This is a genomic window from Streptomyces sp. NPDC007025, from assembly GCF_042869455.1.
Taxonomy (GTDB): Bacteria; Actinomycetota; Actinomycetes; order Streptomycetales; family Streptomycetaceae; genus Streptomyces.
In genome coordinates, this window is record NZ_JBIAFT010000025.1 from 1 (window position 1) to 13,948 (window position 13,948).

Below are 13,948 nucleotides of genomic sequence, written 5' to 3' on the forward strand. Positions count from 1 at the left end.
ACCACACCCTCGTACTGATCACCCATCTAGTGCCTGCCGCCACCACGGTCGTCACGGTCGGAATCCCGGAGGCGTGTTGCCGGGCAATCGTGAATGCCGTTGCAGCTCGTCACGTCCCGGGGTGAATCACGCTACTGGAGGCAATTGCCGGGCGAATGAGTGATGCGAGGGTGTCGGTCCGGCTGCGACGCCAGTTTTTCGGACATCGGCGCAGGAATGGGGGCGCGGATTCGCGAACGGCCGACAGATCAGCGGGAAGAATACATTTCAGTATTCCCGTTCGTTAAGCGCTGGTTAACCGAATGTATTCCGGACCTCGGAGTCCGGCCGTGTGGAAGAGGGCGTCCGGCAGCGGTGTCGCGGGAAGCAGGCCGCGGTCGGCAGCCGGAAGCGGCCTGCGACGCGGCGGAGCCGTGCCCGGCCGGGGGCGGGCACGGCTCCTCGCACGCGGTCCGGCCGCGCGCGGTGCCGGGGGAGGGGCCGTTGAGCGCCGTGAGCACGGTCAGGACCCCGGCCCCGCACAGTTCACTCCTCCTCGACGTCCACCATCGCCGTCTGCACCTGGGTCGCCTTCCGGCGCACGACGTGCAGGGCGCGGCCGGGAGGCAGCGTGCGGCCCTTGATGTTGCCGATCAGATAGCCCTCGGTCGGGGGGCAGGAGAGCAGCAGGGCGGGTGTGTTGACCTCCTGGAGGCGCCGCATGAGGTGCTCGCTCAGACCGCGGCTGGCGCCCGCCGCCGAGCGCACGACGACCATGTGCAGACCGACCTCGTAGCCGAGGGCGAGGTGGGGGAGCAGCGGGTCGAAGGGCGTGTTGCCGATGCCCGTGCCGAGCATGTCGTAGTCGTCGATGAGGATGAACAGCCGCGGCCCCGACCACCAGTCGCACAGCCGCATACGGGCCGGGGTGATCTCCTCCCCGGGCACGCGGGTGCGCACGGCCCGCGCCGCGCCGTCGACCAGGTCGTTGAGCGCGTCGATGGACACCGCGTGGCCGAGGCGGTACTCGTCCGGGATGGCCTCGACCAGGTCGCGTCGGTAGTCGATGACCATGATGCGGGCTTCGGCCGGGGTGAAGCGGTCCATGATGGCCTTCGCGGTCAGCCGCAGCAGGTTCGTCTTCCCGCTCTCGGTGTCGCCGACCGCGAACAGGTGCGGGGTCTCCGCGAAGTCGTGCCAGACCACCGAGAGCGCGTTCTCCTCCAGACCGATCGGCATCCGCATGCCGTCCTCGGGAGCGGGCAGCTGGTCGGGCAGCAGCTTGGTGGGCAGCATCCGCACCTGCGGGGTGCGCGGGCCGGACCAGCTCTCCTTGACGGCGGCGACCAGGCCGGCCACCCCGTCCGCGAGGTCCTCGGCGGTCTCCACGCCGTCGATGCGGGGAAGGGCGCTCAGATAGTGCAGCTTGCCCTCGCGTGTCAGTCCGCGGCCGGCCAGCCGCGGCACGGTGGCGGCCCGGCGGGTGTCGATCTCGGAGTCCGTCGCGTCACCCATCCGCAGCTCCAGGTGGGTGGCGGCCTGTTCGCGGACTCCTGCGGACAGCTCGACCCACCGGGAGGTGGTGACGACGAGGTGCACGCCGTAGCTGAGACCACGGGCCGCGATGCCGTTGAACGTCTGGATGTAGCGGTCGTAGTCGGCACGCACCGTGGACCAGCCGTCGATCACCAGGAACACGTCGCCGTAGTGCTGGTCGGGGAACTCCCCGGCGGCACGGCGGCGGCGGAAGGTGGGCATCGAGTCGATGCCGTTCTCCAGGAAGAACCGCTCCCGGGCCGCCAGCAGCGTGGTGACCTCGGCGATCGTCCGGCTCACCCGCTCGCTCTCCAGCCGCGCCGCCACGCCGGCGGTGTGCGGCAACTCGGCCAGCCCGGCCAGGGTGCCGCCGCCGAAGTCCAGGCAGAAGAAGGACACCTCGCGCGGCGTGTGGGTGAGGGCGAGCGAGGTGAGCAGCGTGCGCACCAGGGTGCTCTTGCCGCTCTGCGGGCCGCCCGCGATGGCGACGTGGCCGCCGGCGCCGGACAGGTCGATGGTCAGCAGGTCCCGCAGCTGCTCGAACGGCTTGTCGACGATGCCGAGCGGCACGGTCAGCCGGCCGCGTCCCGGCCAGCCCACGGTGGTCAGACCCAGCTGCGGGTCCGGGACCAGCGGCGGCAGGATCTGGTCGAGGGTGGCGGGCTGGTCCAGGGGCGGCAGCCACACCTGATGGGCCGGCGGTCCCGCGTCCCGCAGCCGGTCGACCGCCACCGACAGCAGGGTGTCGGTGTTCTCCTGCTCCTCCTCGGGTTCGGGCTCGGGCTCGGGGACGTCGGGCAGCTGGCGCGGCACCACGTAGCCGGAGGTCCACGGCACGGTCTGGCTGGCCACCCGCGCCTGGTTGGCGCCGGAGTGACGATGCTGGTATGCCCCGGAGACGTAGGCGGCCCGGAAGCGGGTGAGGGCCTCCACTCCGGACTTCAGATAGCCGCTGCCGGGCTGCGGGGGCAGCTGGTAGGCGTCGGGGACCCCGAGCACCCCGCGGCTCTCCATGGCGGAGAAGGTGCGCAGTCCGATCCGGTAGGACAGGTGGCTCTCCAGCTGGTGCATGCGGCCCTCGTCCAGCCGCTGCGAGGCGAGCAGCAGGTGGACACCGAGGCTGCGGCCGAGCCGCCCGATCATCACGAACAGCTCCATGAACTCCCGGTGCGAGGCCAGCAGCTCGCTGAACTCGTCGACGACGACGAACAGGCTGGGCAGCGGCGCCAGCGGGACGCCGGAGGCGCGTGCCTTCTCGTAGTCCAGTGCCGAGGTGTAGTTGCCGGCCGAGCGCAGCAGCTCCTGACGTCGCATCAGTTCACCGTGCAGCGCGTCCTGCATCCGTCCGACCAGCGCCGCCTCTCCGGCGAGGTTGGTGATGACGGCCGACGTGTGGGGCAGTTCGTCCAGCCCGAGGAAGGTGGCACCGCCCTTGAAGTCCACCAGGACGAAGTTGAGGGTCTCCGAGGAGTTGGTGAGCGCGAGCGCCAGCACCAGGGTGCGCAGCAGTTCGCTCTTGCCGGAGCCGGTGGCCCCGATCAGCATGCCGTGCGGGCCGGTGCCACCCTGCGCCGACTCCTTGATGTCCAGCTCGACGGGCGCGCCGTCGGCGCTGACCGCGATCGGCACCTTCAGCCGGGAGGAGCCGATGTTGCGCTGCCACAGTGAGTTCGGCTCGTGGCGGGAGAGGTCCGATATGCCCAGCAGCGTGGTCAGTTCCAGATCGGCGGACAGCGGCGCGGAGGTCTCGGAACCCACGCCCATCCGGTAGGGCGCGATGCGCTTGGCCAGCGCGGTCGACCCCACGGTGCCGAACCGGTCGGGGCGGCCGAGCCTGGTCGTCTGCTCCTTGCGGTCACGGTCCGTGCGCACCAGCGCGAAGTCGTCCGCCGTCACCTCGAAGCGCAGCGTCACCCGCCCCGGGCGCCAGGTCAGCGCACCACTCAGGTCGATCACCACGGTGTTGCGGAAGCCGGGACCGTCCAGCCGGTGCCCGGCCGGGACACTGCCGCCGTCCACGACGATCACGGTGAAGGGTTCCTCGCGCCCGGCGGCCGCCTCGGGGTCGAAGGAGGGGCGCTCCATGAACTCCGCGCCCAGCAGGTCCTCCAGCTCGTTGAAGGCGGAGACGAACATCCGGGCCTGGCCCGCGCCGTCGCTCTCCTGCGGATGCAGATTGTGCGGCAGCCACTTGAGCCACTCCCACTCGGAGCGCCGCTCGTCCGAGACGCACAGCGCGATCCACACGTCGTCCGGGGCGTGGAACGTCGCCAGCTGCGCGATCATGGCGCGGGCCAGCGAACGCGCCTGCTCCTCGTCGCCGCGCAGCAGCACCCGGGCCCAGGCCCGCAGATAGATGGCGATCGGCTGCTCGGGCACGGTGGCATAGGCGCGGATGAAGCTGCGCAGCGCATGCGCGGACAGCGGCTCCAGGTCCTCCACCGGGGTCGTGGCGTTCGGCGTCAGCCGCAGCCCGAGCTGCTGGTCGCCCACCGCGACCCGCACCTCGCCGAAGTCCACGTCCTGCGGGCGGCGCTCCCACAGCCGGGTGGTCCGCACCATCGACCACAGCGCGGCGGGCTCGGGGTGCCGCCAGGCCAGCGCCTTCTGCTGGTCGGCGACGGCCGCGCGCACCTTGCGCCGGGTCTGGGTCAGATAGCGCAGGTAGTCGCGGCGCTCACCCTTCAGGCGCTGTTTCCGCTCGCTGGACTTGCGCATCATCTGACCGACCATCATCGCGCCGGATGCCAGGACCATCATGCCGACGGCCAGGTACATGAAGTGGCTTCCCGACCCGCCACGCATACCCGGCCGCATGAACATCAGCATCATGGAGACGGACATCATCGCCATGGGCAGATAGGTCCACACCGCGGAGCTGTCCGGCACCACCTCGGGCAGGGTCGGCGGCTCCTGCAGGGCCAACTCCCCTTCGGGCATGTCCGGGCCGCGGCGACGGGCCGGCCTGCGGAACAGGACCACACTCAACGAAGGACTCCTCACGGATGGTGGCGCTGTGCCGGTGAACCTCTCAAGGGGCCGAGGTGTCACAGGCGGACAGCATCGTGTTCGGTGCCGACTCGACTAGCTCCCAGCATGCACGTTTGCCGGGGCAACATTGTCCAACAGCGGCCGGACAATATTCCTGTCGCTTAATGTAAGCTCTCCGGAGGGTGTGCGTCCGTCTTGACCAGTGGACGGACTCCCAGGATTTCGACCGAACATGACCTGTCATGTCTGATCATGACGGCGTCATCCCGCCGTGACCGCCGCCCTCAAGCGGGACCGGAGCCGTCCGCTCCCGTCGGGAGAAGCGTGAGCCAGTACGAGAAGCGTGAGCCAGCGCTATGAGTGACATCCAGACGGCCGGGCTGTGTCGTCTGACCGTCCGCGCGCCCAAGAAGAGCATCGACCTCGGGGTCCCCTCCGACGTACCGGTGGCCGATCTGCTGCCCGCAGTGCTCGGCTACGGAGGCGAGGACCTCGACGAGGCCGGGATCGACCACGGCGGCTGGGTGCTCCAACGCCTGGGCGGCGAACCACTGGACGAGGAACGCACCCTCGACTCCTACGACCTCCGCGACGGCGAGACCCTTTACCTCAGGCCGCGCACCGAAGCCCTCCCCGAGGTCCACCTCGACGACCTGGTGGACGGCATCGCCACCACCATGGCCGACAGCCCCTTCGGCTGGAGCCCCAAGGCCAGCCGCCGACTGCTCCTCGGTCTGGCGGTGCTCGCCCTCACCGGCGGACTCGTCGTGCTCGCGCTGCCCGGCGGTTCGTCGGGACTGCGCGCGGTGTGCGCCGCGGTCGTCGGAATGCTGCTGGTGGCGGGGGCCGGCTCGGCCAGCCGCGCGGTCGGCGACGCGGGCGCGGGCGCCGCACTCGGCGCCATGGTCGCGCCCTACCTCGCCTTCGCGGGCTGGCTGGTGCCCGGCGGCGACCTGTCCGGGCCGCACGCACACGAGCTGTTCGGCTCCCGGCTGCTGGCCGGCAGCGCCGCGGGGGCGGGCGGTGCGATCGTCGTCCTCGCCGCTGTGGCCGCCTTCGCCGCGCTCTTCCTCAGCATCGCCGTCGTCGCGGCCTTCGGTGCCCTGGCCGGCACCCTGATGTTCACCGCTGATCTGGCGCCGCATCAGGCCGCGGGCGTCATCGCGCTGCTGGCGGTGATCCTCGGTGCGTTCGTCCCCTCGCTGTCCTTCCGGATGTCGGGGATGCGGATGCCGCCGCTGCCCACCAACGCACAGCAGCTGCAGGAGGGCATCGAACCGCACTCGCCGAGCGGCACCGCCGCCCGGGCGATCCTCGCCGACGGCTGGATGAGTTCCCTCTACGCCGCGGTCGGCACCGTCTGCGCCGGCTGTGTCGCCGTCCTCGCCCGGCACGCGGACCTGGCTGCCCTGATCATGGTGCTGGCGCTCTCGCTCCTCCTGCTGCTGCACAGCCGCGGTCTGGGCAACGCCTGGCAGCGGCTCTCGCTGACCGTCCCCGGCGCCCTGGGCCCCCTGCTGCTGATCCTCCTCGACGCCGCGTCCGACGAACCCGACCAGCGCTTCCTGATGGTGGGCGTACTGCTCGCCCTCACCGCCTGCGTGTCGATCGCCTCCTGGACCGTGCCGGGCGTGCGGCTGGTGCCCTACTGGGGCCGGGCAGCAGAGATCCTGCACACCCTGGCGGCGGTCGCCCTGCTGCCGCTGGCGCTGTGGGTGCTGGGCGTGTACGGCTTCCTGCGCGGACTGATGGGCTGAGAGGAGGAGCGCGGTGAACGACAAACGGGACCAGGTACAGGCGCACATGTTCATCATGGGGCGGCTGACCTCCGGAATGCTGCGTGCCGACCCCGACGCCCCCGAGAGCCCCCAGGGCCGCACCAACCGCGGGATCGCGATCAGCGTGCTGATCGCGGTCCTCATATGTGCGGGCGCCTTCGTCTTCGGACTCTTCAAGCCCGGCACCAAGTCCTCCTGGCGGGATCCGGGCACCCTGGTCGTCAACAAGGACAGCGGAGCGCGCTACCTCTTCCTCGGCGGCAGACTGCGGCCGGTACGCAACTTCACCTCCGCCAAGTTGCTGGCCGGCGACCAGCTGAAGGTCATGTCCGTCGGCGGCGAGTCGCTGAAGGACACCCCGCACGGTGCTCCCGTCGGCATCCCCGGCGCCCCCGAGAAGCCGCCGGGCACCGGTGAACTGGACGACGGCCCCTGGCAGGTGTGCTCCGGCAGCACCGACGGCTCGACCGGCACCACGGTCGCGGTGGGCGCCGAGCCGGACGGGACGGCTCTCGAGAAGGGGCAGGGACTTCTCGTCCGCGGCCCCGACAAGGCCGGCTACCTCGTCTGGCAGGGACGCAAGCTGCGCCTCGACGCGAAGGCCAACGCCCCCGAGGCCCTCGGATACGGTTCCGACAAGCCGCTGGCGGTCTCCGCGGCGCTCCTCAACTCCCTGCCGAGCGGTCCGGACCTGTCGCCGCCCGAGGTCTCGGACATGGGTGCGGCCGGACCCGAACTGGGCGGTCGGCAGACCCGGATCGGCCAGGTCTTCAAAGTCACCGCCGCCGGTGCGAAGGCCCGCTACTACCAGCTCCACAAGGAGGGCCTCGCCCCGCTGAGCGCCACCGGCGCAGCGCTGGTGCTCGGCGATCCGGTGAGCAAGGACAAGGCGTACGGCGGTGGCTCGGCCACCGCCCGTCCGCTGGGTACCGACGCCCTCGACGGCCGTCTCGCCGACGACTCCCGGGTCCCCGGCCCCGACGAGGACCTGCCCTCGACGCCGCCGAGTGCCGTGGACCTGCCGCGGGACACAACCCTCTGTGCCGGCGTCCGTTCGGCCGGCGGCGGCTTGCGGATCAGCGTCACTCTCGCCGATCCCGGCGACCTCGGGCCCTCCACCCAGCCGCCCACCGAGGGGCTGACCCCGGCATGTGTGACGGTCAACAAGATCACGGTGCGGCCCGGTGGCGGTGCGGTCGTCCACGCGCTCGGCGCGGGCGGCAGCGATGTGGGCAGCACGCTGTATCTGGTGACCGATACCGGAATGAAGTACCGGCTGTCGTCCAAGGACACGTTGAAGGCACTCGGCTACACGGAGACCCCCGCGCAGGGCGTCCCCTCCTCGCTGCTGTCCATGCTTCCCACCGGTCCGGACCTCACGCCGAAGGCGGCGAGTTCGGGACGCGCCAACTCGTCGGCGCCCGAATGCGAGAACGCGCGCGATTCCGAAGGGTCCGCGCCGGACCCGGACAAGAGCAAGAAGCCGACGGATTCAGCCAGTAGCGAGGCACGTACAGTCCGTTCAATCGATGTTAAACCTCATGTGAATTCTCACAAAGCCGTATTGCGGGAGAAGTTGACGCACTTCTAGTATCCCGTTGTGAGGGCCCATTCGACGACGGCCCGTACAACCGGGGGCAACTGCTGCCAGCGCGCCTTGCCTGGCGGCGAATCACAGCCGAAGGGGAGAAGCTCGTGGGACAGATGGCGAAGCAGGAGGAACAGGCCACCCGCAACGGGATCAACGCCCTGGAGCAGGCGTTCACCGGCGTGCAGCGCAGCCGGCAGGAGCTGGAGAACACCAAGAACGATTCGGGTCTGCAGGGCCAGGTCGGCGGCAGCTACGACAAGCTGCTCCAGCAGTGGGACGACCAGGCCGAGATCATCTCGAAGAACCTCAACGAAATGATCGCCGAGCTGAACACCACGCTGCGGAACAGTGGCCTGACCATCGGTTCCACCGATGAACAGGTGAACCAGGAGTTCAGCCGGTCCCAGTCCATTTTCAACTCGCTCGCGGGCTGAACCGACCGCAGGGGTCCGTGCAGCGGACCCTCGGCTTCTCGTAGCGGTATCCCCCGGAACGTACGCAACGATCGAAATGAGGTCCGGCATGGCCGGTGGCAGCTTCATGGACGGCGAGATCAACGTCGACTTCAACCGCACCGACAACGCGGCGGAGGACCTGCGGCTTCAGACGCAGCAGATCAAGAAGTGGCTCGCGGAACTGGACCAGGAGCTTCAGCACCTCAAGGCGTCCTGGATCGGTGACGACCGGGACGTCTACGAGGAGAAGCAGGCCGCTTGGAACCGCGCGGCCGACGCGATGGGCAACCTGCTCACCCAGTACGGCGGCACGCTGAACGAGGTGTCCGAGGCGTTCCGCAGGAACCAGTCGAACGCTGCGCAGGGCTTCTCGAACCTGCGGGTCGGCGCCTGACACCTGGGGCGGAAGCGGTACCGGGCGGCTGTCGGCGTTTCGCAGGGAACGCGGCAGTCGCCCGAGTTGGTTGGGCGGCGTGCCGGGGGTCGCGCCGTGGACGGACTGTGTGAGTGGAAGAGGTGCGGCAGATGGCGGACGGTGACGACGGCAGCAAGCTCGTCCTGAACAAGGAGTGGATGAAGAAGTTCATCGACGACGAGATCGACGAGTTCAAGACCGCACTCGACAAGATCTCGAAGGAGGGTGACTACAAGGGCAACCACTACAACGACGAGACGAACTCCTACGACGTGGAGCACGTCATGAGCGTCACCGAACTCTCGGACCCCACGAAGCAGGTCGACAGCGACAACCACGCTCCGCTGGCCCTGGGGGACCTGGTCGGCAAGGAGGGCGTCGCCTCGGAATTCGCCGACAAGGTCAAAGGGGTGGCCGACGAGCTGGGTGTGGTGATCACGGACCAGAAGAGGCTGTTCGACGACATCGAGGACGCGCTCCGGGAGGCGATGGAGTCCCTGCTCAAGACCGAGGGCGACAGCCTCGAGAAGATCGATGGCGACAAGTTCATCACCTCCGTCTTCGAGGACGTTTCGGACGACATCTCCGACTCGCTCGGCGGAGGCGGCGGCGACGGCGAGTACGACTGACACCTTCCCTTGCCGCCGGTAGTACCTCCTGGGTGAGGTAACAGCCGAAGTTCCCGCTCGCCTCAGTACCGCTGGAGTCCCGTCATGGCAGATGAAACGCTGATCGACAAAGGCAACGACGACTGGTGGAGCGCTGTCAGCCTCTTCACCGGATACACGCCCCCGTCGATCACGGATGCTCTCGATCAGCTGAAGAGCCATGACGGAATTCCGTTCATGCACGTCACCCTGGAAAAGGCGGGCAACAACGATCTCCCTGAAGACGAGGAGACGGCCTGGCAGGACGAGAACTTTTACAACGAGATCGGGAAGATGCATTTCAAAATCCCGTTCTACACGTACAAAGACGGCGACCTGACCAAGCATCATGCCTGGATCCAGCTGATCGGAATCCAGGACACCAAGAAGGGGATCGACGAAGGGGGAGGGAAGGACTCCTTCAAGGAAAGCGATGTGGATTCCGAGTGGGGAGGCGAGGACGAGAAGGGGGACACGGAGTCCTCCTGGGACACCTCGCAGATCGCCCAGTACTCCTACGGCTCCGGTGAAGCGTTGCGGTGGTTGCTCGAGAAGCCGCACGGAACCAAGGGGTTCAACTGGAATCCTGCCGTCACCGACTCCACCTTCGTCGATCCGTCCACTTTCGAGTCGACCGCTCTGGCCTTCGACCGCTTTCGGGATTTCGTCGGTGCACGGAAGGAAATCCTCGAAGGTTGGGAGAAGACTTTCGGCAAGACTGAGAACGACAAATGGAAGGGGCAGGCGGCCGGCGTCTGGTGGAATCTGGTCCATCTGATCGTCCGACGCTACGAACGCCTTGCCGACGATATGCAGGACACGGCCAACCGGCACGTCGGTCTTGCCGCGGCCAGAGGGTCCAAGCAGGCAGCCGCGGTCCGTTACGTCGGAATGACGCTTCGCGACGAGGCCCAGAACCTTCGTGACGCCTGGGAATCCTGGGTGGGGGACCACCGGGGTTGGGACGGCGGATTCTCCGCGACGGTCTCCTCCAATCCTCTGTACCATCTCGTCGATATTCTCGGCGAGATTATGTACAACATCTGGATGGATAACCTCACCAAGGCGTACGAGAGCACCGAGAGCAACCCCTCCGGTTATACATCCCTCTCCGCCGGTTATTCTCCCGACACGACATCCGTCAACATCCAGCCGGGTTTCTCGAGCGAAGCGAAGGACCGGGACGGCAAGCTGTACGGACAGCTGGACCTGCAGGACACCTGGAAGAAAATCGGCGAGGAAGCGAAAACGCGCTGGTGGCGCGACCTCCGCGAAAAGCTGGGCGGACCGGGGGAGACCGCGAAGGCGAACCTCAAGAGCGCGATCGCCACCGCCGTCGGTGACATCGGAGAGATCCGCCCGGCCTCCGGCCAGGACCTTCAGCAGAGTTTGCAGAGCGACCAGGCCGACCGGGACCGGAAAGAGGCCGCCGACGAAAGGGCGAAGCAGGAAGCGGAAAACGAGAGAATCCGGAAGGAGATGGAAGAGCAGCGGGCTGAGGACCTCGCTGCGGCGGAGGCGGAACGGGAGCGCCAGGACAAGCTCCGTGAGGAGGCCGAGGCCAAGGCCGACAAGCAGCGTGCCGAGGATCTGGCCCGCCAGAAGGCGGAACAGGAGCGCCAGGACAAGCTCCGCGAGGAGGCCGAGGCCAAGGCCGACAAACAGCGTGCCGAAGACCTGGCCCGCCAGGAGGAACTGCGGAAGGAGCAGGAGGCCAAGCAGGAGGAGCTCCGCAAGGAGCAGGAGGCCAAGGAGAAGGAGCAGGAAGCCAAGCAGGAGCAGCTCCGCAAGGAGCAGGAGGCCAAGGAGGAGGAGCTCCGCAAGGAGCAGGAGGCCAAGGAGAAGGAGCAGGAAGCCAAACAGGAGCAGCGGCAGAAGGAGCAGGAGCAGCGGCAGGAGGAGCAGCAGCGCCGCCAGGAGGAGCAGCAGCAACAGCAGATGATCCAGCAGCGGATCATGCAGGAGAAGCAGCGCAAGGAGCAGCAGAGGCAGCGGGCGGAGGACATCCGCCGGCAGGAGGAGCAGGAGGCCAAGCAGGAGGCCAGGCAGGAGGAGCAGGAGGCCAAGCAGGAGGCCAAGGAGCGGGAGCAGGAGGCGAAGCAGGAGGAGCTCCGCAAGGAGCAGGAGGCCAAGGAGAAGGAGCAGGAAGCCAAGCAGGAGCAGCTCCGCAAGGAACAGGAAGCCAAGGAGAAGGAGCAGGAGGCCAAGCAGGAGCAGATTCGCCAGGAGCAGGAGGCCAAGCAGGACCGCCAGCGGGCGGAGGACATCCGCCGGCAGGAGGAGCAGCAGGCCCGGCAGGAGCAGCAGCAGGAGGAGCAGCAGGCCAGGCAGGAGGAGCTCCGCAAGGAGCAGGAGGCCAAGCAGGAGGAACAGCAGCAGCGGCAGGAGCAGGAGCAGCGCCGCCAGGAAGAGCGGCAGCAGCAGGAGCAGCGCCGTCAGGAGGAGCGCCAGGACGCGCAACGTCGGCACGAGGAGGAGCGCCAGGACGCGCAACGCCGCCACCAGGAGCAGCGCCAGGACGAGCAGCAGCGCCGCCAGGAGCAGTTGCAGCGTCGTCAGGAGGAGCGTCAGCAGCAGCTCTACCAGGACCGGGCCGGCGACATCCTCGGCGATCAGCGCGGGGACTCCTCGTACGGCGATGTGCAGAACTACCTTCCGGACGACATCACCGGTCCCGTCAACGGCGACGACTCGTTGACCAACCCGGGCGGCAGTCACTCGCACCTGGACCCGCACGGCCGGATCGTCACCGAGTATCCGGACGGCAGCCGGACCACGATCGATCCGCAGACGCAGACGTCGACCATCATCGATCCCGACGGTGCCTCGCACTCCGGACCGCTGAACGCCGGTGACGTCGTCACCAACCCCGACGGCAGCGTCTCCCACCTCGACTCGCACGGGCAGGTGGTGACCGAGTACCCGGACGGCAGCCGCACCACGGTGGACCCGCGTACCGGTGCCACCACGCAGACCAGCCCGGACGGGACGACGACCTCCGGCTATCTGACCGGTGCTTCGGGCCCGGACGTACCCGGTTCCCGCTCGCCCGGCGACCAGTCCGACTACGAACCCGAGCTGTACGACCCGCAGCCCGGCGGCGGTCAGCCGGGCGGCGGTCAGCCCAGCCTCGGTCAGGGCGGTTCGCCCGGCGGCATGCCGATGTCCCCGATGATGGGCGGTGGCATGGGCGGCATGGGCGGCATGGGCGGCGGTGGCGGCCAGGGCCAGGGCGGCAGTTCGGAGCGCACCCGTAATGTCATCGACAGCGGCGGCGCGATCAGCAACCGTCGGCGTCCGGCGGCCGCCCGCGCGGCGGGGCGTTACGACGAACGCGAGGCGAGGGTCAACACCAGCGGCAGCAGCCCCTATTTCCCCGGCTCGGGCGCCAACGGCGGTCAGGGCCAGCAGCAGACGCAGAGCGGGGACCGCGAGCGCGACTCGTGGGTGGACGAGGACGAGGACGTCTGGGGTTCCGACGAGGGCGGCTCGCCGGCGGTCATCGGCCGATGAGCAGGGAACGTGCGATGCTTGAGCGTTGGGTCATATGTGATCATGGGATCTTGCTCGATCGGCGGAGCGCGGAGGGCGAGCGGACAGCACGCGACCAGCGGGCGGGGAACGACGAGCGGAGGGGGAGAAGACGATGACGGAATCCATGGCGGAACGGATCGCCAAGGCGCGGGCCCGGCTCGACGAGACCCGCGAGGCGATCGGCCGGGCCGGGGAGCAGCTGCAGCACACCTCCGAGACGGTGCGCTCGCGTGACCGCGCGGTGGAGGTCACCGTCGGACCGCAAGGCGAGCTGACCGGACTCACCTTCCCGGAGAACAAGTTCGCGGGCATGACCGGTCCGCAGCTTGCCGCCTCGGTGCTGGAGGCGTCCGACGAGGCGCGCAGGCGGGTCGCGCAACGTGTGATGGAGACGTTCGCGCCGTTCACCGGTCCGCTGCCGCACGCGCCCGAGTCCGCCGGTGTCGAGATCGACTGGGAGCAGATCTTCGGCACGGCCCTCTCCGGCGGCGACGGCCCCGGACCGGGCCGGGCGGGGTCCCGGTTGCGCGACGAGATCGTCGAGGACGACGGCGATGCGGCACCGGGAGCCCGGTCATGAGCACGGGCAACTACCGGGCCAATCCCCAACGGGCCCGCATGGTGGCGGAGAAGCTGCGGAGCCTGGCGGAGCGGCCCCAGCAGATCCAGGACGAGATGGCCGGCCACTTCGCGTACTACGACCGCTGGAAGGGGCGGCCGGACGCCGTGGCCGACTCGTTCTACCGGGATGCCAAGAAGACGGAGGACGAGTGGAAAGAGTCGCTTCTTGAGCAGACAGGTCTGCAAGGAGCCACTTTCGGTGTGGTCGCCGCCACGCTGACCGTCGCCAACAGCGCCGAGGGCACCGAGGGGTTCGCCGACGACATCGTCCAGGACGCCCGGAAGCAGTCCGAAGAGGCTCTCGAGGACATCGACTCGGATGACACCGGCCACGTGGACGGCGGCTCCGGAGAATCTGGTGGCGGCAGGCACTAGATGGGTGATCAGTACGAGGGTGTTGC

9 protein-coding genes are annotated in these 13,948 nt (G+C 68.7%); 8 read left to right on the forward strand and 1 reads right to left on the reverse strand.

The features are described from left to right. Nucleotides 1–525 precede the first annotated feature (525 nt). Nucleotides 526–4,497, reverse strand: coding sequence for a type VII secretion protein EccCa (gene eccCa, locus ACFYMO_RS31535; protein WP_388550906.1), 3,972 nt, complete (start codon nucleotides 4,495–4,497; stop codon nucleotides 526–528). Between the two features lie 365 nt (nucleotides 4,498–4,862). Here eccCa and eccD point away from each other — a divergent pair, with 365 nt between their 5' ends. The 8 genes from eccD (at nucleotide 4,863) to ACFYMO_RS31575 (ending at nucleotide 13,922) form a co-directional block, all read left to right on the forward strand. After that, nucleotides 4,863–6,263: a type VII secretion integral membrane protein EccD gene (gene eccD, locus ACFYMO_RS31540; protein ID WP_388550893.1), complete on the forward strand. Its 1,401-nt coding sequence runs from the start codon at nucleotides 4,863–4,865 to the stop codon at nucleotides 6,261–6,263. Between the two features lie 13 nt (nucleotides 6,264–6,276). Continuing rightward, complete coding sequence (eccB, locus tag ACFYMO_RS31545) at nucleotides 6,277–7,875, forward strand: type VII secretion protein EccB (RefSeq protein ID WP_388550896.1); 1,599 nt, start codon at nucleotides 6,277–6,279, stop codon at nucleotides 7,873–7,875. Between the two features lie 113 nt (nucleotides 7,876–7,988). Beyond that, nucleotides 7,989–8,309 carry a hypothetical protein gene (locus ACFYMO_RS31550; protein WP_069993420.1) on the forward strand — a complete coding sequence of 107 codons (321 nt, stop codon included), beginning with the start codon at nucleotides 7,989–7,991 and terminating at the stop codon, nucleotides 8,307–8,309. Nucleotides 8,310–8,397: 88 nt separating this feature from the next. Continuing rightward, nucleotides 8,398–8,724, forward strand: coding sequence for a WXG100 family type VII secretion target (locus tag ACFYMO_RS31555; RefSeq protein WP_366774884.1), 327 nt, complete (start codon nucleotides 8,398–8,400; stop codon nucleotides 8,722–8,724). A 131-nt stretch (nucleotides 8,725–8,855) separates the two neighbouring features. Next, nucleotides 8,856–9,374, forward strand: a complete 519-nt coding sequence (locus tag ACFYMO_RS31560) for a type VII secretion system-associated protein (RefSeq protein WP_019354059.1) — start codon at nucleotides 8,856–8,858, stop codon at nucleotides 9,372–9,374. Nucleotides 9,375–9,458: 84 nt separating this feature from the next. Beyond that, complete coding sequence (locus tag ACFYMO_RS31565; protein ID WP_388550900.1) at nucleotides 9,459–12,905, forward strand: AAWKG family protein; 3,447 nt, start codon at nucleotides 9,459–9,461, stop codon at nucleotides 12,903–12,905. A gap of 133 nt (nucleotides 12,906–13,038) precedes the next feature. Further along, nucleotides 13,039–13,506 (forward strand): YbaB/EbfC family nucleoid-associated protein, encoded by a 468-nt coding sequence (locus ACFYMO_RS31570; protein ID WP_388550903.1) that lies wholly within the window; start codon nucleotides 13,039–13,041, stop codon nucleotides 13,504–13,506. After that, the gene (locus tag ACFYMO_RS31575; RefSeq protein ID WP_027761638.1) at nucleotides 13,503–13,922 is read left to right on the forward strand and encodes a hypothetical protein; all 420 of its coding nucleotides are present in this window, start codon (nucleotides 13,503–13,505) and stop codon (nucleotides 13,920–13,922) included. Before ACFYMO_RS31570 ends, ACFYMO_RS31575 begins: the two co-directional genes overlap by 4 nt. Nucleotides 13,923–13,948 lie beyond the last annotated feature (26 nt).